The sequence below is a fragment of the Streptomyces sp. PH10-H1 genome (genome assembly GCF_030063355.1).
In the GTDB taxonomy this organism is placed as follows: Bacteria; Actinomycetota; Actinomycetes; order Streptomycetales; family Streptomycetaceae; genus Actinacidiphila.
Genome location: NZ_JASISZ010000103.1, coordinates 1 through 22,366, shown reverse-complemented (window position 1 = coordinate 22,366; position 22,366 = coordinate 1). Strand labels below are relative to the sequence as shown.

The 22,366-nt window shown below is 71.6% G+C and carries 18 protein-coding genes and 3 pseudogenes; 6 read left to right on the top strand and 15 right to left on the bottom strand.

Features of this window, described 5'->3' with window-relative positions; all coding sequences use genetic code 11:
- A pseudogene (locus tag QMK24_RS36975) lies at positions 1-205 on the top strand (NAD-dependent epimerase/dehydratase family protein); the annotation flags it as partial.
- A 68-nt stretch (positions 206-273) separates the two neighbouring features.
- A pseudogene (locus tag QMK24_RS36970) lies at positions 274-981 on the top strand (DUF5995 family protein).
- On the opposite strand, the gene QMK24_RS36965 reads toward QMK24_RS36970, so the two are convergent.
- From QMK24_RS36965 to QMK24_RS36925, 9 genes are all read right to left on the bottom strand, one after another.
- Positions 965-1,423, bottom strand: coding sequence for a phospholipase (locus QMK24_RS36965; RefSeq protein WP_283471261.1), 459 nt, complete (start codon positions 1,421-1,423; stop codon positions 965-967). The pseudogene QMK24_RS36970 and the gene QMK24_RS36965 sit on opposite strands and share 17 nt — an antisense overlap.
- A gap of 137 nt (positions 1,424-1,560) precedes the next feature.
- Positions 1,561-3,279 (bottom strand): flavin monoamine oxidase family protein, encoded by a 1,719-nt coding sequence (locus QMK24_RS36960; protein WP_283471260.1) that lies wholly within the window; start codon positions 3,277-3,279, stop codon positions 1,561-1,563.
- A gap of 25 nt (positions 3,280-3,304) precedes the next feature.
- Complete coding sequence (locus QMK24_RS36955) at positions 3,305-4,105, bottom strand: carbon-nitrogen hydrolase family protein (RefSeq protein ID WP_283471259.1); 801 nt, start codon at positions 4,103-4,105, stop codon at positions 3,305-3,307.
- 184 nt (positions 4,106-4,289) lie between these two features.
- Positions 4,290-4,745, bottom strand: a complete 456-nt coding sequence (locus QMK24_RS36950) for an Lrp/AsnC family transcriptional regulator (protein WP_283471258.1) — start codon at positions 4,743-4,745, stop codon at positions 4,290-4,292.
- Between the two features lie 10 nt (positions 4,746-4,755).
- Positions 4,756-6,228: an amino acid permease gene (locus QMK24_RS36945; protein WP_283471264.1), complete on the bottom strand. Its 1,473-nt coding sequence runs from the start codon at positions 6,226-6,228 to the stop codon at positions 4,756-4,758.
- A 449-nt stretch (positions 6,229-6,677) separates the two neighbouring features.
- Positions 6,678-8,117 (bottom strand): GuaB1 family IMP dehydrogenase-related protein, encoded by a 1,440-nt coding sequence (locus tag QMK24_RS36940; protein ID WP_283471257.1) that lies wholly within the window; start codon positions 8,115-8,117, stop codon positions 6,678-6,680.
- Between the two features lie 154 nt (positions 8,118-8,271).
- A complete protein-coding gene (locus tag QMK24_RS36935; protein ID WP_283471256.1) occupies positions 8,272-8,586 on the bottom strand; it encodes a barstar family protein in 315 nt (104 codons plus the stop codon).
- Complete coding sequence (locus QMK24_RS36930) at positions 8,583-9,053, bottom strand: guanyl-specific ribonuclease (RefSeq protein WP_283471255.1); 471 nt, start codon at positions 9,051-9,053, stop codon at positions 8,583-8,585. Before QMK24_RS36930 ends, QMK24_RS36935 begins: the two co-directional genes overlap by 4 nt.
- Positions 9,054-9,100: 47 nt before the next feature.
- Positions 9,101-9,859: a GntR family transcriptional regulator gene (locus QMK24_RS36925; RefSeq protein ID WP_283471254.1), complete on the bottom strand. Its 759-nt coding sequence runs from the start codon at positions 9,857-9,859 to the stop codon at positions 9,101-9,103.
- A 290-nt stretch (positions 9,860-10,149) separates the two neighbouring features.
- On the opposite strand from QMK24_RS36925, the gene QMK24_RS36920 reads away from it, so the two are divergent.
- Positions 10,150-11,280: a glycosyl hydrolase family 18 protein gene (locus QMK24_RS36920; RefSeq protein ID WP_283471253.1), complete on the top strand. Its 1,131-nt coding sequence runs from the start codon at positions 10,150-10,152 to the stop codon at positions 11,278-11,280.
- 51 nt (positions 11,281-11,331) lie between these two features.
- Here the strand turns inward: QMK24_RS36920 and QMK24_RS36915 are convergent, their stop codons facing one another.
- Complete coding sequence (locus QMK24_RS36915; protein WP_283471263.1) at positions 11,332-12,318, bottom strand: sugar-binding transcriptional regulator; 987 nt, start codon at positions 12,316-12,318, stop codon at positions 11,332-11,334.
- Between the two features lie 110 nt (positions 12,319-12,428).
- The gene (rpe, locus tag QMK24_RS36910) at positions 12,429-13,094 is read right to left on the bottom strand and encodes a ribulose-phosphate 3-epimerase (protein WP_283471252.1); all 666 of its coding nucleotides are present in this window, start codon (positions 13,092-13,094) and stop codon (positions 12,429-12,431) included.
- Between the two features lie 197 nt (positions 13,095-13,291).
- Here rpe and QMK24_RS36905 point away from each other — a divergent pair, with 197 nt between their 5' ends.
- Together QMK24_RS36905 and QMK24_RS36900 are read left to right on the top strand one after the other, a co-directional pair.
- Complete coding sequence (locus tag QMK24_RS36905) at positions 13,292-15,442, top strand: MMPL family transporter (protein WP_283471251.1); 2,151 nt, start codon at positions 13,292-13,294, stop codon at positions 15,440-15,442.
- A gap of 322 nt (positions 15,443-15,764) precedes the next feature.
- A complete protein-coding gene (locus QMK24_RS36900) occupies positions 15,765-17,192 on the top strand; it encodes an alkaline phosphatase family protein (protein WP_283471250.1) in 1,428 nt (475 codons plus the stop codon).
- Positions 17,193-17,279: 87 nt separating this feature from the next.
- Here the strand turns inward: QMK24_RS36900 and QMK24_RS36895 are convergent, their stop codons facing one another.
- The 3 genes from QMK24_RS36895 to def all read right to left on the bottom strand — a co-directional run bounded on the left by QMK24_RS36895 (position 17,280) and on the right by def (position 20,818).
- Entirely contained in the window at positions 17,280-18,770 is a 1,491-nt protein-coding gene (locus tag QMK24_RS36895; protein WP_502962516.1) for an RsmB/NOP family class I SAM-dependent RNA methyltransferase, read from the bottom strand.
- 496 nt (positions 18,771-19,266) lie between these two features.
- Positions 19,267-20,208: a methionyl-tRNA formyltransferase gene (gene fmt, locus QMK24_RS36890; protein WP_283471249.1), complete on the bottom strand. Its 942-nt coding sequence runs from the start codon at positions 20,206-20,208 to the stop codon at positions 19,267-19,269.
- A gap of 64 nt (positions 20,209-20,272) precedes the next feature.
- Entirely contained in the window at positions 20,273-20,818 is a 546-nt protein-coding gene (def, locus tag QMK24_RS36885; RefSeq protein ID WP_283471248.1) for a peptide deformylase, read from the bottom strand.
- A 233-nt stretch (positions 20,819-21,051) separates the two neighbouring features.
- Between def and QMK24_RS36880 the strand changes: the two genes are divergently transcribed.
- Positions 21,052-21,696, top strand: coding sequence for a hypothetical protein (locus tag QMK24_RS36880; protein ID WP_283471247.1), 645 nt, complete (start codon positions 21,052-21,054; stop codon positions 21,694-21,696).
- Between the two features lie 167 nt (positions 21,697-21,863).
- On the opposite strand, the pseudogene QMK24_RS36875 reads toward QMK24_RS36880, so the two are convergent.
- Positions 21,864-22,366, bottom strand: a pseudogene (locus tag QMK24_RS36875) (hypothetical protein); the annotation flags it as partial.

Sequence of the window (22,366 nt, the reverse complement as noted above, 5' to 3'; positions counted from 1 at the left end):
GGTCTACAACATCGCTGACGACGCCCCGGTGAGCGCGGTCGAACTGCATCAGCTCAACGGGGCGGAACCGCCCGCCGGCATGGCGGACCGGCCGCTGGCCGACCCGTGGGAGGGCGTGGTGTCGACCGCCCGCATCCGCGACGAGCTGGGCTTCCGCCCGCTCCACCCCTCGGTGTGGACCGCACGCGACGCGGGCGCGCTCTGACTCACCCGTTTCAGGGACCCACCGGCGCGCGGCCGCGCCGCGCGCCCGCCGGCTGGGACGCTTGGCACATGACGACGGCACAGCGGACGGTCCCCGGTGACGTGGACGAAGTGGTGGCGTGGATGCGCGCGTTGGACGCGTCGCTCCCGCCGCACGACGGTGTCGCGGTGTTCAACCGGGTCTATCTTTCGGTCACCGAGGAGCTGCGGCGGCTGATCGCCGCCGGACTCTTCGACGATCCGGACGCGGCCGCCGCGTTGGACGTGCGCTTCGCCGGCCGCTATCTGGCGGCGGTCGGCGCCGGAAGCGGCGGGCGCCGGGCCCCCGCCTGCTGGCGGCCGCTGCTGCAGCTGCGCGGGCACCGCGGGGTACGTCCGCTGTAGTTCGCGCTCGCCGGGATCAACGCGCACATCGGCTACGACCTGGCGCTGGCCCTGGTCGACACCTGCCGCGCGCTGGACCGCGAACCCATCGCGATGGAACGGGACTTCGAGCGGATCGGAGATGTGCTGGTGTCCCTCGAGGAACGGGTCCGCGAGGACCTCATGCCGGGACCCGACCTGCTGGACATCGCCGACCCGCTGACCCATCTGGTCGGCTCCTGGAGCCTGGAACGGGCGCGGGACGCGGCCTGGGCCGCGTCCCGCCTGCTCTGGTCCCTGCGGCACACCGGTGAGGTGTACGAGGAGTGCGCGGACCGGCTCGACGCGGGCGTGGGGCTCGTCGGCCGCTTCCTGCTCACTCCGCTGACCCGGCGGGTCAGCCGAACTGCTTGACCGCCTGGTAGTACGTCCAGGCGAGGCCGTTGCAGGCCGCCTTCGTCACGACGTTGTACCCGTGCGAACCGCACACCCGCTTGAGGTCCTCGTACAGCATGCTGTCCAGGCGCGGCTTGTTGGCGCTGAACTGGCCCGCGGCCTTGTAGTTGCGGTAGCCGAAGTCGTGGTGGGCACAGGACAGGCTGAACGGGAAGCCCAGCGGGTTGTCGGGGGACGAGGAGCAGTAGTCCGTGGACCAGTCGAAGCCGTAGGCCGCCCAGGCGCCCTGGTTGTTGCGCGCCGAAATGAAGGAGTTGTAACTGGCGGCGCTGGTCTGGGTCCAGCTGGACAGCACCTGGGGTTTGTCGGCGGGAGCCGCAGAAGCCGGTGCGGCGGCACCGGCTACGGCGATCAGGGCGGCGGCCGGAACGGCCAGGACTAAGGGCAGGCGACGTCTCATGCGCTACCTCCGGGGTCCGGCGGCCCGCGAGGGGGCGGGCCGCTGTCCGGAGGATTGCACCGCGTGCGACTGGCGTCCCGCTATACGTCTCCTTAAGCCCGGGCCGCCTCACGGCGACACCCGGACACCGGCGTCGCTCAGTCCTCGTCGAGCAGGACCGGAGCGATCTCCTCGTACACGTCACCGGGACCGGGGTTGGTGGCGTCGGTCCCGCCGCCGAGGTGGTGCATGACGCCCCACACCGCGTTGAGCGCCGTCTGGACCGCGCCCTCGGCCCAGCCGGCCGTCCAGGAGATGTCGTCGCCCGCGAGGAAGATGCCGCGCTTGTCCTGCGGCAGCTCGTCCTGCATGAAGTGGGTGAACAGGCGGCGCTGGTAGCGGTAGTGGCCCGGCAGGTTCGCCTTGAAGGCGCCCATGAAGTACGGCTCGTTCTCCCACGACACGGTCACCGGGTTGCCGATGATGTGCGAGCGGATGTCCACCTTGGGGTAGATCTCGCCGAGGGAGGTGAGCATGACCTCCATGCGCTCGTTGGCGCTCAGCGGAAGCCACTTGAGGCTGTCGTCGCACCAGGTGTACGAGAGGCAGATGGTGGCCGGCTTGTCCGGGCCGTCGTCCAGCAGATAGGTACCGCGGGTCATCCGGTCGGTGAGCGTCATGCTCATCACGTCCCGGCCGGTCGGCTCGCCCATGTCGTCGACGGCCTGGTCGAGCCAGAACGGCCGGTCGACGGGCACGAACAGCTTCGACGACTCCATGTAGTGGGTGCGCTCGATCGCCGTCCAGTGGTCGATCGGGAAGAGCGAGTCGTCACAGGCGATCTTGGACAGCAGCATCCAGGACTGCGCGGTGAAGACCGCCGCCGGATAGGTGCGGATGTCGCCCGCCGCGTCGGTGACCGTGATCCGGTTGCCCGCCGTACGGTGCAGCCGGGTGACGGCCGGCCGCGGCGCGCCGCCGTGCAGCGATGACAGCGAGGTGCCCCGCTCCCAGTGCACGAGCTTGTCCGGCTCGCGCTCCCACATCCGCAGCGGCAGCTGCTGGCTGCCGCCGACGATGCCGTGGTGGTCGTCGTCGGCGCCGGTGTAGACGACCCGCAGGATCTCCAGGATGGAGTTGGGGAAGTCGGTGTCCCAGCCGCCGGTGCCGAAGCCGACCTGGCCGAAGATCTCGCGGTGCCGGAAGGACTTGAAGGCCGGGGAGTCGCAGAGGAACCCGTAGAAGGTCTGGTTGTCGAGCTTCTCGACGAGCGCGGACCAGATCTCGCGGATCACGGGGATGTCGCGCTCACGCAGGGCGCGCTGCATCGCGGAGAAGTCCGCGCCGTCCTCCAGGCACGCGTTCCAGGCGTGCATCACCTGGTGGTAGACCTCGGGAAGGTCGTCGACGGACGTGGCGTAGTGCGACTCGCCCTTGAGGTCGACGACGGTGGACGGGGTGCCCGGCGCCAGCGGGTTGGGGAACGGCCGGGTCTCCAGACCCACCAGGTCCACGTAGTACTGGAAGGCGGTGGAGGACGGCGGGAAGCGCATCGCGCCCATCTCCGCGGTCAGGCCCGGGTCACAGCCCTCGAAGCCCACCGTGCGCAGCCGGCCGCCGATCTGGTCCGCCTCGTAGACGACGGGCTTGAGGCCCATCTTCATCAGCTCGTACGCCGCGATGATGCCGGACAGACCGCCGCCGATGACCGCGACCTCGGTGCCGTGCGCGGTCGCCGGTATGGAGCCGAGACCGGCCGGGTGCGCCAGGAAGTCGTCGTAGGCGTACGGGAAGTCCGGTCCGAACATCGTGATCGGCGGGGTGGCCTGCGCCTGGACATGCTGCTCGTCATGGACCGCGGTGGGCACGGACGTCATCGGGGGTGTCTCCTCGGGAAATGGCTCAGACGAGCGTGCTGTACAACTCGGGCCGGCGGTCGGCGAGATACGGGACCTCGTCCCGTACGGACCGCAGCAGCGCCGGGTCGGCGTCGGCGATCACCAGCTCCTCCGCGACGCCCGCGCGGGCGCGTACCGCGCCGTCGGGCCCCGCCAGGCAGCTGAGCCCGGAGAAGTGGAACTCGCCCTCGGCGCCGCAGCGGTTGACGTAGGCCAGATGCAGCTGGCTCTCGTACGCGCGGGCCGGGACGAGGGTCTGGGCGATGAACTCGTACGGGCGCATCAGCGCCGTGGGGACGACGAGCAGATCGGTGCCCGCGAGGGCATGGGCCCGGACGTTCTCCGGGAATTCGACGTCGTAGCAGATCAGCAGCCCGATCCGGGTCCCGTCCAGGTCCGCCTGGACCACGGCGGTGTCACCGGGGGTGAAGTGCTCGCGCTCGAAGCCGCCGAACAGATGGGTCTTGCGGTAGTTCGCCAGACGGGTGCCGTCCGGGCCGATGAGCTGTGCGGAGTTGTGGACCGCGGCGCCTTCGCGCTCGGGATAGCCGTACACGATCGCGACGCCGTGCTCGGCGGCGATCTCCGCGACGCGCAGCGCGCCCGGTCCGTCGGCGGCCTCGGCCAGCTCCGCGATCCGGTCGCCGAGCGCATACCCGGTCAGGTACATCTCGGAGGTGGCGAGCAGCCGGGCCCCGGCCGCCGCGGCGCGCCGGGCGGCCGCGTCCAGCGCGGCCAGGCTCGCGCCGGTGGATTCCGGGACGCCGCCGGGGCCTTGGTACAGCGCGATGCGCAGCGGCGGCATGGGTCCTCTTCGTCGCTCGGTGATCTGTTCGGGGGGTCTCTTAGACGGTACGTTTTCGGCCACCCGCGCGACAAGATCTGAATCTTGCGCACCGACCAGCGATCCGTTGCGTCTCGAACGGACCGCACGGCGATTCGTTGCGCACTCCCCTGCGGTCGACCTGCCCGCCAGGTCGGGGAGCCCGTTACGTCGGGGAGCCCGAGGTGTACCGCCGCAGCAGCGGCGACAGCACCAGGACGGACTTGGTCCGCTCGACGAACGGCTCCCCCGCGATCCGCTCCAGGACCCGCTCGAAATGGCGGACATCGGAGGCGAAGACTTGGACGAGGGCGTCCGCCTCGCCGGTGACGGTCGAGACGGTCGCCACCTCGGAGTAGCGGGAGAGCCCGCGCAGGATGTCGCCGGGCCCGGTGTTGCGGCGGCAGTAGATCTCGACGAACGCCTCGGTCTCCCAGCCCAGCGCCGCCGGGTCCACCCGGACGGTGAAGCCGGTGATGGCGCCGGAGGCCAGCAGCCGGTCCACCCGGCGTTTGACCGCGGGGGCGGAGAGCCCGACCTGGGTGCCGATGTCGGCGTAGGAGCGCCGGGCGTCCTCCGCGAGGGCATGGACGATGCGTTCGTCGAGATCATTCAGGCGCACAGCGGGTGGTTCACACTTCTTCTCGGGCGAGCTGGGACCGGCGCATGCCGTAGGTGAAGTACAGCACGAGTCCGCCGGCCATCCAGATTCCGAACCACTTCCAGGTCTCGGCGCCGAGGCTGGTCATCATCCATCCGCAGAGCAGGAACCCGATGGCGGGGGTGACCGGCGAGAACGCGACGCGGAAGGTGCGCGGGAGGTCCGGCCGGGTGCGGCGCAGGATGATCACCGCGACATTGACCAGGGCGAAGGCGAAGAGGGTGCCGATGCTGGTGGCGTTGGCCAGCTCACCGAGCGGGACCAGGGCGGCCAGCACGCCGCAGAAGAGCGAGACGATCACGGTGTTGGCGCGCGGGGTGCCGGTCTTCGGATCGACCTTCGAGAAGATCTTGGGCACCAGGCCGTCGCGGGACATCGAGAACAGAATGCGGGTCTGTCCGTACAGCACGGTCAGCACGACGCTGGCGATCGCGATGACGGCGCCCGCGGCGAGCAGGACGGCCCAGAAGCTCTGGCCGGTGACCTGCCGGAGGATCTGCGCGAGGGCGGCGTCGGCATTGTTGAACTGCTGCCAGGGCATGGCGCCGACGGCGACCAGCGCCACCAGGCAGTACAGCACCGTGACGATGCCCAGCGACAGGATGATCGCGCGCGGCATGTCGCGCTTGGGGTTCTTCGCCTCCTCGCCGGCGGTGGAGGCGGCGTCGAAGCCAATGTACGAGAAGAACAGCGTGGCACCTGCGGCGCTGACGCCCGCCATGCCCAGCGGCATCAGCGGGCGGAAGTTGCCGGCCCGGATGCCGGTGAAGGCGACCGCGCAGAACAGCACCAGCGAGGCGATCTTCACGACGACCATCACGGTGTTGACGCGGGCGCTCTCCCTGGCGCCGCGCAGCAGGAACGCCATGGCGAGGAGCACGACGAGCAGCGCGGGGAAGTTCACGACGCCCCCGCCCTCGCCCGGCGGGTTGGCGAAGGCGTCGGGGATGGTGACGCCGATCGTGCCGTCCAGCAGTTCATTGAGGTACTGGCCCCAGCCGACCGCGACGGCGGCGACCGACACCCCGTACTCCAGGATCAGGCACCAGCCGCAGAGCCAGGCGATGAACTCGCCCATCGTCGCGTAGGTGTACGAGTACGAGGACCCGGAGACCGGGATGGAGCCCGCCAGCTCGGCGTAGGAGAGCGCCGAGAAGAGCGCGGTGAACCCGGCGATGACGAAGGATATGACGACCGCGGGCCCGGCCTTGGGGACGGCTTCGCCCAGCACCACGAAGATGCCGGTGCCGAGGGTCGCCCCGATGCTGATCATCGTCAGCTGCCACATGCCCAGCGAGCGCTTCAGCTCGCCGCCGTCGCCGTGCCCGCCCTCGGCGACGAGCCGGTCGACGGGCTTGCGCCGCATCAGCCTTCCGCCGAGGCCGCCGGGCCTCGGGGACCCCGGGGCGCCCGGGGCGGGTCCCGTCTGCTCCCGGTCGGAGATGGACGGCGCTGCGCCAGTTCGTGCCACTGCGGGGCTCCTCGGTCGTGCCGGCTCGGACGGCGGCGGCGAGTCGCGGCGGCACCGTACGGGAGTGCGCGTCCCGGCGCACTACCGGTGGGAACCGCCGAGCTTGGGGTCGCCACCGCTCCACGTACAGGGCATGACCCTACGAGGTATGACGAGTGGCGGTAATGCGGGTCTATTGCGCATCCCCGGATGATCGTTGCGCGAAAACGCCGAGGACGCCGAATCATTGCCCCCGGTCCCACAGGTCGTTGCGTTGTCCGCTTTGTGGGGGTGGCGCGAACTGCGTGGGAGCCGCGACTAGGCGGGGCCGCGAACTGTGTCGGGACCGCGAACGCGAAAGCGCCGGACGGGCTGGGAACAACCCCGCCCGTCCGGCGCCCGAGTACCTCAGGAACGGAAGGAGTACCTCAGGACGGCAGCGGTCAGCTCCAGCTGGCGTGGAGGGCCTGGCCCTCGGCGTAGCCGGCGGCGCTCTGGATGCCGACGATGGCCTTCTCCTCGAACTCGGCGAGCGAGCCGGCGCCCGCGTACGTGCACGAGCTGCGCACCCCCGCGATGATCGAGTCGATCAGGTCCTCGACGCCGGGTCGGGTCGGGTCGAGGAACATCCGAGAAGTGGAGATGCCCTCCTCGAACAGCGCCTTGCGGGCCCGGTCGTACGCGGACTCCTCGCTCGTGCGGTTGCGCACCGCGCGGGCCGAGGCCATGCCGAAGCTCTCCTTGTACAGGCGCCCGTCGGCGGTCTGCTGGAGGTCGCCGGGGGACTCGTAGGTACCCGCGAACCAGGAGCCGACCATCACGTTCGACGCACCCGCGGCCAGCGCCATCGCGACATCGCGCGGGTGCCGGACGCCGCCGTCGGCCCAGACGTGCTTGCCGTATTTCTTCGCCTCGGCGGCACACTCAAGGACGGCGGAGAACTGCGGGCGGCCCACGCCGGTCATCATGCGGGTGGTGCACATGGCGCCGGGGCCCACACCGACCTTGATGATGTCCGCGCCGGCCTCGATGAGGTCGCGCACGCCCTCGGCGGCGACGATGTTGCCCGCCACGATCGGCACCTGCGGGTCGAGGGCGCGTACGGCCCTCACCGCGGCGAGCATCGACTCCTGGTGACCGTGCGCGGTGTCGACGACGAGCGTGTCCACGCCCGCGTCGAGCAGCTGCTTGGCCTTGCCGGCCACATCGCCGTTGATGCCCACGGCGGCGGCGATGCGCAGCTTCCCGTTGGCGTCGACGGCCGGGGCGTACAGCGTGGCGCGCAGCGCGGCCTTGCGGGTCAGGATGCCGACCAGCCTGCCGTCCGCGTCCACGGCGGGGGCCAGCTTGCGGTTGGCGTGGTCGAGGCGGTTGAAGGCCTCGCGCGGGTCGATGTCCGCGTCCACCAGCAGCAGGTCGCGCGTCATCACCTCGGACAGCTGGGTGAAGCGGTCCACGCCGGTGAGGTCGTGGTCGGTGACGACGCCGACCGGGCGGCCGTCCTCGACCACCACGCCCGCGCCGTGCGCCCGCTTGGGCAGCAGCGACAGGGCGTCGGCGACGGTCTGGGAGGGGGCCAGCGTGATCGGCGTGTCCAGCACCAGGTGGCAGCTCTTGACGTACGCGACCACGTCGGCGACCACGTCGATCGGGATGTCCTGGGGGATGACGACGAGGCCGCCGCGGCGCGCGACCGTCTCGGCCATCCGGCGGCCCGCGATGGCGGTCATGTTCGCGACCACCAGCGGGATGGTGGTGCCGGTGCCGTCGGGGGACGCGAGGTCCACCGCCTGCCGGGATCCGACCGCGGAGCGGCTGGGCACCATGAAGACATCGTCGTAGGTCAGGTCGTACGGGGGCTTTACGTCATTAAGAAATTTCATACTGGCTCTCTCACCTGCGGTTTTACGTCTGGGGCGGGTGGGGAGTCAGCACCGAACCAGCGCCGTCCAGGCTGCGGCTCCTACGCCATCATCGCCGATGCCACCAAGTTCTGGCGAACCGGCGGCACCTGTTGTGTGCCTTCCACCAGGGAACTCACGCTCCTTTCGTGGCTTCCTCCATGACCACGCTGAGCGGTGTGTCGGTGTCCTGCCAGAAGTCGGCGGCGTCCCGGAGGATCTGCGTCACGATGCGCCATTCGCGGGGCGCGGCGGCGGCGTACTCCTGCCAGCCCCTGACCCGCAGCCGGCGGCCGGACTCGGCCGGGCACCAGGACAGGTCGGTGAGGCAGTCCGCCAGCGCGTCCCAGTTGCGGCCGAAGTAGTCGGGCAGGTGCAACGACAGGACGCAGCGGTCCATGAATGCGCGCCGGGTGGCGACACCGGAGAGATCGAGCACGGTGGGCGTCATCGCAGCACTGCCTTGAAGGTCTTGTAGTGGTCGTCGGTGTAGTAGAACTCCCCGCCGTCGCCGGTGATGATCCGGCGGGCCCCGCGGTCCCGCGAGCCCGGGGTCGTGACGGTGTACTCGTGGTAGTAACCGCGCTTCTCGCGGGGCAGTTCCTGCTCGAGGTTGCCGAAGACGGCGCCGTCCTTCGCGTACGGGAACGGGCCGCCCCCGTCGATCAGCGCCAGGGTGGTCCGCGCCTCGGCGGGCAGCCGGCCGGCCGGGGCCGTCTCCCGGCCGGCGGCCCAGGCGGGGAGGGTGGCGGACGGGCCGTAGGCGGTGCCGGTGGACGCCGGGGTGCGCGTCGGGCTCCCGGTCGCGGCCTTCGTCCCGGTGTCCGCGGAACAGCCGGTGAGGAGCGCGGCGAGGGACGTGACGACGCACAGCAGGAGCGCGGCGGCGGCCGCGCGCGTGGCGGACCGCAGCAGCATCCGGCCGATGCTGCCACACGGCCCCGGCCGGAGCGTGGTGGCGCGCGTCAGACGGTGGGGGTGACCTGGGGCCCCTCGGCGTCCGCGGGTCCGCTGAGGGCCAGCTGGGAGACCAGCCGGTAGCGGTCGCCGCGGTAGATGGCGTGGGTGTACTCGAAGAGCCGGCCGTGCTGGTCGCGGGTGACGCGCTCCGACGACAGCACCGGCGCTCCCGCGCTGATCCCGAGCAGTGAGGCCTGGACGGTGTCGGCGGCGACTGCCTCATGGACCTGCTCGGCCGCCGTCGGCTCGATGCCGTACCGGTCGCGGAGCAGGGCGTAGAACGACCCGCTCTCCACATCGTCCGCGCTGGCGCCGGGCACGAGCTCGCTGAGCACATGGATCGTCTCCAGCGCCATCGGCTCGCCGTCGACCCGGCGCTGGCGGGCCACCCGCAGGACGGGGGTGGCGGCCTCGACGCGCAGCCTGCTGCCGATGCTCATTCCGGCCGGGATCACCGAGTGGCCCAGCACGCGGCTGGTCCAGGTGCCCGGAGCCGCCGGATAGCCGGACTGGCCGGCGGCCGGGGCGGTCACGATCCGCTGGGAGATCTTCGGCGAGCCGACGAACACCCCGCGCCCGTGTTCGCGGACCAGCCAGCCGTCCTTCACCAGCTCGTCGACGACCGCGCGCAGCGTGGGCCGCGACGTCTCCAGCTCGACGCAGAGCCGCCGCTCGGCGGGAATGGCCTGTCCGACGGCGCGAGCCTCGATGAGCGAGATCAGGTGCTCACGGATCCGGTCGCGCTTCCGCAGCCCCGCGGTCACCGGGCACCCTGCTCCGCGACGGGTCGCCGGCTCCGCGCAGTGGACAGAAAGTGGTCAATCATGTGGCGTCGAGCGTACGTCATCGCCGTCGCCGCCTCCCTATCTCGCCGGAGCCCGTGCAACAAATACTGACCACTTATTGACCAGTGAGCCCATCCTGGGCCACCATCATCGCAGCGTCAAGCGACGCCGGAGCAGTGGTTCAGCAGGGCAAAACGGAAGATTCCCGGCCCGCCGCCAGTCCAGGCTCCGTCCACTGGTCAAGATTCTGGGCCCCGGAGGCCAGCACCATGCGAAATCGCCGACTCATCACCGCCGCAGCGGCCGCCTGTACGGTCGCGGCCCTCGCCGCGGGCTCGGCCCTGGGCACCCCCGCGGGCCACCCGCCCGCCCCGGCCCGTTCCGCGACCGAAGTCTCCGCCGCCCACCCCGCGGCCGGAAAGTCCGGCACTCCGGCGGGCGTTCAGCTGCAGGGCTGGCTCTACCCGGGCTCCGCCGGTGAACCGCAGTGCGCGGGCCAGGCCGAGTACGCCGACGACCGGCTGAAGACCGGAGCCCTCTCGCCCGAGTACTGGGCGGTCCAGCCCAACGGCACCCTGCTGCTGGAGACCACCGCCCAGGGCCTGTGCAACGCGTACAGCGCCGCCAACGTCGCCGATCTCAAGGCGCATTCGGCCGCTCAGTACCCGACCGTGTCGGCCATGGACACCGCCACCGTCCGCGCCCTGGTGGGCAGCTCGGTCAGACGCGGCCAGGCCGTCCAGCAGCTCACGGCGATGACGGTCAACGCGGGCCTGACCGGTATCGATGTCGACATGGAGGACTACTGGTCCTGGGCCCCCGCCGACTTCACCGGCTACCGCACCTTCCTCACCGAGCTCGCCACATCGCTGCACTCCGCGGGCAAGCGCCTGCAGGTCGACGCCCCGGCGATGACCGAGGACGCCTCCTGGTACGACTACGCGGCGGTGGCCGCGACGGGCGTCGACGAGATCGCGATCATGGCCTATGACGACGAGTACGCCTCGGACCCGGGCGGGAAGTGCAAGGCGATCACTCCCTACGCCTGGCTGAAGCAGGTCGTCCAGTACGCCCAGAGCAAGGTGCCGGACCACGACCGGCTGGTCATCGGGCTTCCTTCGTACGGCTACAGCGCGCCCGCCGCGTGCGACACCTCGGCCATCACCGGCAACATCCCGTTCAGCGTGATGCGCGGCAACCCCGGCTGGTCGGGCAACGCCGCCACCATCGAGCGGCGCCGTGACAGCGGATCCGGCGAGATCCGCTGGACCTCGGGCGGAAGGCTGTACGACTACGTCGACCGGACCGCCATGGACCGCAAGCTGAAGGTCCTCACCGGCCTCGGCGTCACCAAGGTCTCGGTGTGGTCCCTCGGCGGGAACCCCTGGTTCACCCGCTGAGCCTCCGCTCCCGCGGCGCGGCCCCGGCGGCCTCAGCAGCCCCGGCGGGCCCTACGGTCCGTCGGGGTCCGCGCGGTCCAGGGCGGGACGCGGCGCGGCGCCGGTCGAGTACAGCAGATGGTCGGCGGCGGCGGTGTCCGTCACCAGGCTGGTGACGAGCCCGGAGCGCAGTACGGCGTCGATCGCTGCGGCCTTGCGCATACCGCCGGCGATGGCCAGCACCTCGGGGATCCGGCGGAGCCGGTCCGCCTCGATGGTGATGCAGCGCTCGCCGAGGTCCCGGCCGACCCGCCGCCCCTGCGCGTCGAAGAGGTGCGAGGACATCTCCGCGGCCACGCCGAGCCCCGCGTAGTGCTCGCGCTCGGCGACGGTCAGCGCGTCATGCACGGTGGAGATGCCGGCCGCCCAGGAGCCGATCGAGACGACCGCGACGGTGACCTTGTCGAAGTAGCCCATGGCGGCGGCGATCCCGCTCTGCGCGCGCAGCGTGGCGGCCGTGGCCGGGTCCGGCAGCACCATGGGCGCGTACAGGGGATGGGCCTCACCGCCGGACACCGCGGCGGCGGTCCGCACCGCCTCCACGGAGCCGCGCTCGGCGGTGCCCACGTCGTATACGCCGGTGAGCTGGACGACGGTGCACGGCGGCAGCCGGTCCAGGGCGTTGGCCATGGTGATGATGGAGCGGCCCCAGGCCAGGCCGAGCACATCGCCCTCGGTGACCAGTTCGCCGAGCAGGTCGGCGGCGACCGCGCCCAGGTTCTCCGGGTCGGGTGCGTCGGACTGCTCGGGCGGGGTCTCGACGACCACCGCGTGCCGCAGGCCGTAGCGGGCGCGCAGCGCGTCCGAGCGCTCGGCGTCCAGCTCGGCGGGCACCCGGATCTCGATCCGCACCAGGTCACGTTCGAGGGCGGTCTCCAGTACCCGCGCCACCTTGAAGCGGCTCACGCCGAACTCCTCGGCGATCTGGATCTTGGACTTCCCCTCGAGGTAGAAACGGCGCGCCATCGCTGCGGCCTGGACCATCTCGCCGGGGCCCATGCGCACCTGTGTGCGGCCTGTGGTCACGTTGCTCTCCCCAGTTGCCCATCTGATCGGCTCCGCGCTCATCCTCGCAGATGGCGCGGTGTTACGGACGCGTAGCCCGACCGTCAATGGGAGCAGGCCGCCGAGGCCAGCTCACGGAGCCCGCGAACCGCCGCCGCCGGATCCTGCGCGCCATAGACCGCCGAGCCCGCGACGAAGACATCCGCGCCCGCCTCGGCACACCGCTCGATGGTCTCCGCCGACACCCCGCCGTCGATCTGCAGCCACAGCTCCAGCCCGTGCTTGTCGATGAGCTGACGGGTGCGGCGGATCTTGGGCAGCATGATGTCGAGGAACGCCTGGCCGCCGAAGCCGGGCTCGACCGTCATGATCAGCAGCATGTCGAGTTCGGGCAGCAGATCCTCGTAGGGCTCGATCGGGGTGGCGGGCTTGAGCGCCATGGACGCCCGCGCGCCCTTCGCCCGGATCTCGCGCGCCAGCCGCACCGGAGCGGCCGCGGCCTCGACGTGGAAGGTGACGGAACCCGCGCCCGCCTCCACATACGCCGGAGCCCAGCGGTCCGGGTCCTCGATCATCAGATGGCAGTCGAGCGGGATGTCGGACGCCCTGCTCAACGACTCCACGACCGGCACACCGAGCGTGAGGTTGGGCACGAAGTGGTTGTCCATGACGTCGACATGGAGCCAGTCGGCGCCCTTGACGGCCTTCGCCTCGTCGGCGAGCCGGGCGAAATCGGCGGAAAGAATACTCGGGTTGATCTGCACGCTCATACCCCCAGCAAACCAGATGCCCGCGGGAGCCCGGAGACCGCACATGCCCGGAGCCCGGAGACCGCACATGCAGTGAACGGCTCCGATCCGTAAAATGGCAGAACGATCTCGAACGCGGGTGCCATGCTGGCCGCGAACCGCGCTCCACGGGGGACGCGGGGAGCAGGCGGCACCGTAGGCAAACGGGGAGAATCGTCGTGAGCGGAACCGGACGGTGGGCGCACTTGGTGTGCGGCCGGCGCAGTAAATGGATCGTCCTGGCCCTGTGGCTGGTACTGCTGGTGGTGGTCTCCCCGCTGGCGCAGAAGCTGACGAGCGAGCAGAAGAACGACTCCTCGACCTGGCTTCCGAGTACTGCGGAATCCACCCAAGTCATCAACCTGCAGAAGGGCTTCCTGCCCGACTCCGCTCCCGCCGTGGTGCTGTACGCGCGAGCCGGCGGGCTCACGGACGCGGACCGCTCCAAGATCAGCAAGGATGCGGCGGACATCCGTGCCATGACCCGGCACGGCATCGTCGGCACCCGCGCCCAGGGACCGGTGCTGGAGAAGGCGGCAGCCCCGCGCGCCGCCCAGCTCATCGTCCCGATCAGCGTGGACGCGAGCGGCGGCTGGAACGGCATCGCCGACGCGGTGAAGGACCTCCGCGCCACCGCCGACACCAACACCGGCGGGCTCGAGGTGCACATCACCGGTCCTGGCGGCGTCGCCTCCGACTCCTCGGAGGCGTTCAAGGGCCTGGACGGCACCCTGCTGTTCGCCGCGCTCTCCGTGGTCATCGTGATCCTGCTGCTCACCTACCGCAGCGTGTCCCTGCTCTTCCTGCCGATCATCTCCGTCGTGGGCGCGCTCTTCACCGCCCAGGCCGTCATCTATCTGCTCGCCCGGCACGCCGGTCTGGTGGTCAACGCGCAGAGCGCGGGCATCCTCACCGTGCTGGTCTTCGGCGCCGGCACCGACTACGCGCTGCTGCTCGTCGCGCGCTACCGCGAGGAGCTGCGCCGGCACGAGGACCGGCACGAGGCGATGCAACTCGCCCTGCACCGCGCGGGCCCCGCGGTTCTCGCCAGCGCGTCCACGGTCGCGGTGAGCATGCTGTGCCTGATGGCCGCCGACATGAACTCGACCTCGGGCCTCGGGCCGGTCGCGGCCATCGGCATCGTCATCGCCCTGCTCGCGATGCTCACGCTGTTCCCCGCGCTGCTCGTCATCGTCGGCCGCTGGGTCTTCTGGCCCGCCGTGCCGCACACGGGGTCCGAGGAGCCGACGCGCAACGGGCTGTGGGCCCGGGTGGGCCGGCGGATCGCCCGGCGCCCGCGCACCGTGTGGGTGACCACGGCGGTGGTCCTCGCGGCGCTCTCGCTGGGTCTGCTGGGCCTGAACGCGAAGGGGCTGACCACCGCCCAGAGCTTCACCGGCAAGCCCGACTCGGTGGTGGGCCAGCAGGTCGAGGCCCGCTACTTCCCCGCCGGATCCGGTCAGCCGCTCGTCGTCATCGCCAACGCCGGAGCTGCGGACCAGGTGCGTGCGGCCCTCGGGACAGTCCAGGGCGTCGCACCGGGCTCCGTCACCAGCCCGCCGGGTGCGACCGCCGTGAAGAACGGCCGCGTCTATCTGGAGGCCACGGCCACGGCGGCGGGCGACAGCCAGGCGGCGAGGGAGACCGTCGACCGGGCCAGGGTAGCGGTGCACGCGGTACCCGGCGCCGACGCGAAGGTCGGTGGCGGCACGGCGGTCATGCTCGACGCCAACCGAGCGACCTCGCGCGACAACAAGCTCCTCATCCCGATGATCCTCGCGGTCGTGCTGCTGATCCTCAGCCTGCTGCTGCGCGCGCTGGTCGCCCCGCTGGTGCTGATCGCGACCGTCGTGCTGTCCTTCGGGGCGGCGCTCGGCGTGAGCACCCTCGCCTTCCGCCATATCTTCGGATTCGAGGGCGAGGACACGTCCTTCCCGCTGTTCGTTTTCGTGTTCCTCGTCGCGCTCGGCATCGACTACAACATCTTCCTGATGACCCGGATCCGCGAGGAGACGACCCACTCCGGCACCCGCGAGGGCACGCTCACCGGACTGGCGGCGACCGGCGGCGTCATCACCTCGGCGGGCCTGGTCCTGGCCGGCACCTTCGCCACCCTTGCCACCCTCCCGCTCGTCGGCTTCGCCGAGATGGGTTTCGCGGTCGCCTTCGGCGTACTCCTCGACACGTTCATCGTGCGGTCGATTCTCGTCTCCGCGATCACCCTCGACCTGGACCACCGCGTCTGGTGGCCCAGCCGTCTGGACGCCCCGGGCACCACCCCGCCGGCTGCCGCACGCCGGCCGGACGACGACCTGGCACGGCGGTCCTGACGGGCAAGCAGTCCTATTGGCCCAGCGGTCCTCTTGGCAGAGCGGTCCCAGCGCCGCAGTTGGAACCGGGAGAGACGCGCCGTTTCAGACGGCGCGTCTCTCTTCCCGTCTTCTCGGCTCTTCCCGTCTTCTCGGCGTGCCATCCTCGCGCCTCCCAGCGGGCTCGGTAACCTCCACAGAACTGGTCATGTCTTGACCAATCGCTCGCTGCTCGTCGGGCACTTGTTCACTGACTCCCCCCTTCGCCCTGCGCCCGGAACCCGGAAGGGTGCCGACGGGTCCACGACAAGGGCTCGCACCGACAGGTCGAGAAGGGATGTTCATGGCCGGGTTGACGCGACGCAGACTCCTCGGATCGGCAGTGGGAGCGATGGGTGGCGCGGCGGCGCTCTCCCTGCTGCCGCCCAGCGTGCAGAGAGCCGTCGCGGCCGGACCACCGCGGCACGGCTCGCTGCAGGACATCGAGCACGTCGTCATGCTGATGCAGGAGAACCGGTCCTTCGACCACTACTTCGGTACGCTCTCCGGCGTACGCGGCTTCCATGATCCCCACGCGCTGACGCTGGACAACGGGCGTTCGGTCTTCTACCAGCCCGACGCGGTGAACCCCGACGGTTATCTGCTGCCGTTCCATCTGGACACCCACACCTCCGGCGCCCAGGCCATCCCGTCCACCAGCCACGCCTGGGCCGTGCAGCACGCGGCATGGAACGGCGGCAGGATGGACCGGTGGCTGCCCGCGCACCGCAAGGCCGACGGCGTCAACGGCCCCTACGTGATGGGCTATTACACCCGCCAGGACATTCCGTTCCAGTTCGCCCTCGCGGAGACCTTCACGGTATGTGACAACTACTTCTGCTCCGTCCTCGGCCCGACCTGGCCGAACCGCCTGTACTGGATGACCGGCACCATCGACCCCGGCGGCACGCAGGGCGGGCCGGTCCTCAACAACACCGCGCCCAAGCCGTACCGGTGGCCGACCTACGCGGAGCGGCTGCAGGCCGCGGGCGTCAGCTGGAAGGTGTACCAGCAGGACGACGACTACGACTGCAACATGCTGGAGCAGTTCCAGACGTTCAAGAACGCCAAGCCGGGCGACGAGCTCTACGAGCGCGGCGTACGCCCGCAGCCCGAGGGCACCTTCGAGGACGACGCCCGACACGACCGGCTGCCGGCGGTCTCCTGGATCATGCCGACGAGCTTCCAGTCCGAGCACCCGGACTACCTCCCGGCGGCCGGCGCGGACTTCGTGGCGCAGAAGATCGAGGCCATCGCGTCCAACCCGAAGGTGTGGGCCAAGACCGCGTTCATCCTCAACTACGACGAGAACGACGGCCTGTTCGACCATGTGCCCCCGCCCACCCCGAAGGCGGGCACGGCCGACGAATTCGTTCAGGGGCTGCCCATCGGTGGCGGGTTCCGGGTCCCCGCCATCATCATCTCGCCCTGGACCGTGGGCGGCTGGGTGGCGAGCGAGGCATTCGACCACACCTCGGCGCTGCAGTTCCTGGAGCGGTTCACGGGCGTCGAGGCACCCAACCTCACCCAGTGGCGGCGCCGCACCTTCGGCGATCTGACCTCGGCATTCCGCTTCTCCCACGCCAAACCGCGCCCGCCGCGCCTGCCGAACGACACGGCGGAGCAGCTGAAGAAGGCCAAGCAGGAGGTGGGCACGCTTCCCAAGCCGAAGCTCCCAGGCGCCGACCAGACGTTCCCGAAGCAGGAACGGGGCCACCGACCCCACACGTAGCCCCGCCTCGGACACGTACCTGGGCCCGCCTCGAACCGATCGGCCGCGACTCGCGGTCGGTCGGTTCGAGTACTGACCCGGTCCGGCTCAGGAGGTGCGGCGCAGCAGGGCCAGGTACATGGCGTCGGTGCCGTGCAGATGGGGCCACAGCTGTACGTCGGGGCCGTCGCCCAGGGCGGGGACCTCGGCCATCAGCGGTCGGGCGTCGATCCATTCGGCGGTCAGCGGCTCGTCCGTTCCGCGGCCGCGCAGTACGTCCTCGACGACGGCGCGGGTCTCCGCGGGGTGCGGCGAGCAGGTGGCGTAGCCGACGACACCGCCGACGCGCACGGCGCGCAGCGCCTCGGTGAGCAGACCGCGCTGGAGTGACGCGAAGCCCGCGACGTCCTCGGCCTTGCGGCGCCAGCGCGCCTCGGGGCGGCGGCGCAGCGCGCCAAGACCGGTGCACGGCACATCGACGAGCACCCGGTCGAAGGAGCCCGCGGCCCAGGCGGGACGGGTGCCGTCGGCGACGATCACCTGGTACGGACCCGGGTTGCCGGCCAGCGTGCGGGCGACCAGCCGGGCGCGGTGCGGCTGCTTCTCCGACGCCACGAGCACGGCGCCGCGCTGTGCGGCGAGCGCGGCCAGCAGGGCCGCTTTGCCGCCGGGGCCGGCGCAGCCGTCCAGCCAGAGCGCGTCCCGGCCGTCCAGCGGAGCGGCCGCAAGCGCCGCGGCGACCAGCTGGCTGCCCTCGTCCTGCACCCCTGCCCGGCCCTCGCCGACGGCGTCGACGGCGCCGGGGTCGCCGCCCTCGGCGAGCCGTACGGCGTAGCGCGACCAGCGGCCGGGCTCCGTCGCCTCCGGCGGGAGCGAGGCGGCCACCTCCTCGGCGGTGGAGCGGCCGGGGCGGGCGACGAGGGTCACCTCGGGCCGCTCGTTGTCGGCCTCCAGCAGGTCCTCGATACCGGCCCGGCCGCCGCCGAGCGCGTCCCACAGCGCGGACACGATCCAGCGCGGATGCGAGTGGACCACCGCGAGGTGCGCCTCGGGGTCGTCGTCGTACGGCGGGGCGACCTGCGCGACCCAGGCGTCGAGGTCCTGCGCGGCGATCTTGCGCAGCACCGCGTTGACGAACCGCGCCCGGCCGTCACCGAGCACGCACCGGGCCAGCTCGACGGTGGCCGAGACCGCGGCATGCGGCGGAATACGGGTGCCGAGCAGCTGGTGCGCGCCGAGCGCGAGCACATCGAGCACCGGCGGGTCGACCTCACGCAGCGGCCGGTCCACGCAGGCGGCGATCACGGCGTCGTAGGTGCCCTGGCGGCGCAGCGTGCCGTAGACCAGCTCGGTGGCGAGCGCGGCGTCCCGCCGGTCGAACTCGCCGCCCTTCTTGACGGCTTCCGCCTCGGCGTTGCGCAGCAGCGAGGGCAGTACGAGGTTGGCGTACGCGTCGCGCTCGTCGACCGCCCGCAGCGCCTCGAAGGCGAGGATGCGGACCGGGTCCCGCTGGGGCCTGCGGTAGGGCTTGCCCTTAGGCTTGCCCGGGGACTTGCCCTGCGAGGTGCCCTGCGGTCGGCTGCGCGGCTGGTCGTTCACGATCAATGTGCTCCGGACTCGGGTGGGGAAAAACTGCTGCGCTCGCGGGTGCGGGATGCCCCCTCCCGCACACGAGGCGTGAACAAAGCCTACGGCCGCAACCCGCACGACCGCCCACCCGGGCGATCAGGACGGGGGGCCGCGACCCCGTTCACGGGCCGTGACCGCTCGCGGCGGGGCATGCCGCGAGGGAAGTGATCACGGGCGGCCGCCGCACGACCGCCCGCCCGCCCGCCTGGGCGATCAGGACGACGACCGGGCCGCACAGCGCCGGCCGGGGTCGCGGCTCCGGTCACGGGGCCCGTGACCGCCCCCGCCGGAAGCCGCCCCTCCGGCCCCCGCCGTCCACACCCCGTCCCCGGGGCGGGCACCCGACGCGCGGGGCTCCCGGCTGGTGGGCGGGGACCCGTCGCGAGGTTTCCCGCGGCCTCCGGCCAAGAGGTGTCGCCCGTGCCCGACGGCAAGGGGATCGTTCCTCACCCCCGGCCGACAGCCACTAGCCGCCCAGGCGGGTGCCGGAGGCGAGGCGGACGCCGCGGGCCCAGTCGGCGGCTCGCATCCGCTTCTTGCCCTGCGGCTGCACCTCGCCGAGCTCGACGGCGTGGCTGCCGGTGCCCGCGTACACCGCGTTCTTGGCGACGGACAGCTCGCCGGGAACCAGCCCCGCGAGGTCCTCGCGGCCGGGCAGCGGAGTCACCGGGCCGATCTTGAGCCGCTCGCCGTCGAGCAGGGTCCAGGCGCCGGGCGCCGGGGTGCAGCCGCGTACCAGGCGGTCGATCCGCAGCGCGGGCGCGTTCCAGTCCACGGCCGCGTCCTCAACGGTGATCTTGGGGGCGGTCGTGATGCCCTCGGCGGGCTGCGGGCGGGCGACGAGCCGGCCGTCCTGGATGCCGTCCATGGTCGCGGTCAGCAGTCCCGCGCCGCTCTGCGCGAGCCGGGCGAGCAGGTCGCCGCTGGTGTCGGTGGGCCGTACGTCCTCGGTGACGACGCCGTAGACCGGGCCGGAGTCCAGGCCCTGCTCGATGAGGAAGGTCGAGGCGCCGGTGACCTCGTCACCGGCCATCACCGAGTGCTGCACGGGAGCCGCGCCGCGCCAGGCGGGAAGGAGCGAGAAGTGCAGGTTCACCCAGCCGTGGACGGGGATGTCGAGCGCGGCCTTGGGCAACAGCGCGCCGTACGCGACGACCGGGCAGCAGTCCGGGGCGATCTCCCGGAGCCGGGCGAGGAAGTCCTCCTCGCGCGGCCGCGCGGGCTTGAGCACCTCGATACCGGCCTCTTCGGCACGCTGGGCGACCGGGCTGGACAGCAGCTTGCGGCCGCGCCCGGCGGTCGCGTCGGGCCGGGTGACGACGGCGACGACCTCGTGCAGGTCGGACGCCAGCAGCGCCTCCAGGGCGGGGACGGCGACCTCGGGGGTGCCTGCGAAGACGAGCCTCATCGTGGGTTCTGTGCCTCTCGTTGGCAGGGGGGACGGCCGTGGACGGCGGATCCGGCGTCGGGGCTCACAGCGCGTTGCCGAACGTACTGTGCGGGGAGATCCGCACCTGCGGCGCGCCCGCCCCCGCCCAGTCGGCCTCCCGGATCGCCTTCATCGCGGCCTTGCGCTGCTCGGCGTCGAGCCGGTCGATGAAGATGATGCCGTCGAGGTGGTCGGTCTCGTGCTGGATGCAGCGGGCCAGCAGCCGGCTGCCCTCGATGGTGACCGGGTCGCCGTACATGGTGAAGCCCTTGGCGACGACGCCGTGGGCGCGGACGCAGTTGTAGGTCAGGCCGGGCAGCGAGAGACAGCCCTCGGGTCCGTCCTGCACCTCCTCGCTCAGCGTGAGGTCGGGGTTGACCAGATGCCCGAGCTCGCCGTCCACGAAGTAGGTGAAGACCCGCAGGGAGACGCCCAGTTGCGGGGCCGCCAGCCCGGCACCCGGCGCCGCCTGCATGGTCTCGGTCAGATCCTGGACAAGGGTGCGGAGTTCCTTGTCGAAGGTGGTGACGGGCTGCGCCGTCATGCGCAGCACCGGGTCGCCGAAGAGGCGGATGGGCGTGACGGACACGGCTGGCGGGCTCCCGTGGTCGGACGGATCGGGGACGGCCTCCAATTCTAGGGGCCGGCCCGTGCGGGGGGGTGCACGCGGTAATACGCGCCCCCCGGGCGCATGGGCACGCCCCGGATGCGTGACTCGATGGCCCGCTGGAGCGTTGGTCAAGAGAGATTGACCGAAAAAGGGCCATCACACATAACGGATACGGCCCGATCCTTATCAACGCCGGTTGGAGAGGCTTGTTGATGCCCGACCACGCAACCCATGACGCCCAGGCCCGGGCAAGCCTGCACCTACTGGTGCGGGACATCGAAAGGGTCCGCCGACAGGTGGATGCCCTACGGACCCTGACTGCCCAGCTGGGCAATGTATACCGACCGCGGCGCAGCGGCCCCGCCGCCGGATTCGTCGTTTACGGCCGCGCCCCCGCACCCACCGTGCGGCTCGCCCAGGAGCTGCGCGACAGCGTGGAGACCCTGGTCACAGCGGCGGTGGAGTTCGACCGCTCGCTGGGATTCTCCTGGGACGCGGTGGGCTCCGCACTCGGCGTGACGAAACAGGCGGTGCACCGCCGGTACGGGGCGCGCCGCCATGTCTCCCACGGTGCGGAGGACGAGGCCGGGCTGCCGGACACCACCGGAGTACACGCTGCGGCCTCCGGTCCCCAGATGCCGGGTGTGCCCGCGGCACGCTCGATGCCGGACCACATGTCCGGACCGCTGTCCGGGCACTTGCCCGCACAGGTGTCCGGGCAGGTGCCGGGGCAGCTGCCCGCGCACCTGCCGCCGCATGTGCCGCCGCATGTGCCTGGGCATGTGCCTGGGCATGTGCCGATGAGCGCCAGGGAGGACGCCTTCCCCGGCGCGCTGCCCGGTCCGCGCAGCGGCTGAGGCCCCGCACCACCCGCAATCGGTACCAGCCGCCCCGCCGCCCGCCACGCCGACAGGTCGGACGCCGGGGCGGCGGCATGTCCTGGACGCGGGGTCCGGAAACGTCAGGTCCGGGAACGTCAGGCTCCGGAAGGCGATGTCCTGAGACGCAAGGCGCCCTGGAGCGGTCAGCCGATGTCCAGCGGGTCGATGCGCACCTGAACCTGGTCCGTCTGTTTGAGGGCCGTACGGGCCACCTGGGCGGCCTTGAGGGCGGCGGCCAGCGCCGCCCCGCCGCCCGGCGGGACCCTGATCAGCATCCGCTCCCAGCTCACCCCCGCCGGAGCGTCCCCCGCCCCGCGCGGTCCGCCCGGCCGGTCGGCGGACACCGGTACGGGCCCCAGTACGGCGGCTCCCTCGGGCAGTCGGGCCAGCTGGAGCAGACCGGCGACGGCCGCCGCGCCGCCGGTCACCGAGGCCATCCGCGAGACCGGCGGGAAGCCCAGTTCGGCCCGCTCGGCCAGCTCGCGGGCGGCGTGCCCGGCGGGATCCCATCGCACCAGCGCCTGCACCGGCCGCAGCGTGGGCTCGGCGAGCTCGGTGCCGCGCCAGGTGCCGCGCTTGGCCTTCGGCTCCTTCGCCTTGCGCACGGATTCGCGGATGAGTGCCAGCTGCTCCCCCGCTGGTGGAT

Excerpts from the sequence above, each read along its gene's own strand:
- QMK24_RS36965 (WP_283471261.1), bottom strand. The coding sequence starts at position 1,423 with ATGAGACGTCGCCTGCCCTTAGTCCTGGCCGTTCCGGCCGCCGCCCTG.
- QMK24_RS36960 (WP_283471260.1), bottom strand. The coding sequence starts at position 3,279 with ATGACGTCCGTGCCCACCGCGGTCCATGACGAGCAGCATGTCCAGGCG.
- QMK24_RS36955 (WP_283471259.1), bottom strand. The coding sequence starts at position 4,105 with ATGCCGCCGCTGCGCATCGCGCTGTACCAAGGCCCCGGCGGCGTCCCG.
- QMK24_RS36940 (WP_283471257.1), bottom strand. The coding sequence starts at position 8,117 with ATGAAATTTCTTAATGACGTAAAGCCCCCGTACGACCTGACCTACGAC.
- QMK24_RS36935 (WP_283471256.1), bottom strand. The coding sequence starts at position 8,586 with ATGACGCCCACCGTGCTCGATCTCTCCGGTGTCGCCACCCGGCGCGCA.
- QMK24_RS36930 (WP_283471255.1), bottom strand. The coding sequence starts at position 9,053 with ATGCTGCTGCGGTCCGCCACGCGCGCGGCCGCCGCCGCGCTCCTGCTG.
- QMK24_RS36920 (WP_283471253.1), top strand. The coding sequence starts at position 10,150 with ATGCGAAATCGCCGACTCATCACCGCCGCAGCGGCCGCCTGTACGGTC.
- QMK24_RS36915 (WP_283471263.1), bottom strand. The coding sequence starts at position 12,318 with ATGGGCCCCGGCGAGATGGTCCAGGCCGCAGCGATGGCGCGCCGTTTC.
- rpe (WP_283471252.1), bottom strand. The coding sequence starts at position 13,094 with ATGAGCGTGCAGATCAACCCGAGTATTCTTTCCGCCGATTTCGCCCGG.
- QMK24_RS36900 (WP_283471250.1), top strand. The coding sequence starts at position 15,765 with ATGGCCGGGTTGACGCGACGCAGACTCCTCGGATCGGCAGTGGGAGCG.
- fmt (WP_283471249.1), bottom strand. The coding sequence starts at position 20,208 with ATGAGGCTCGTCTTCGCAGGCACCCCCGAGGTCGCCGTCCCCGCCCTG.
- QMK24_RS36880 (WP_283471247.1), top strand. The coding sequence starts at position 21,052 with ATGCCCGACCACGCAACCCATGACGCCCAGGCCCGGGCAAGCCTGCAC.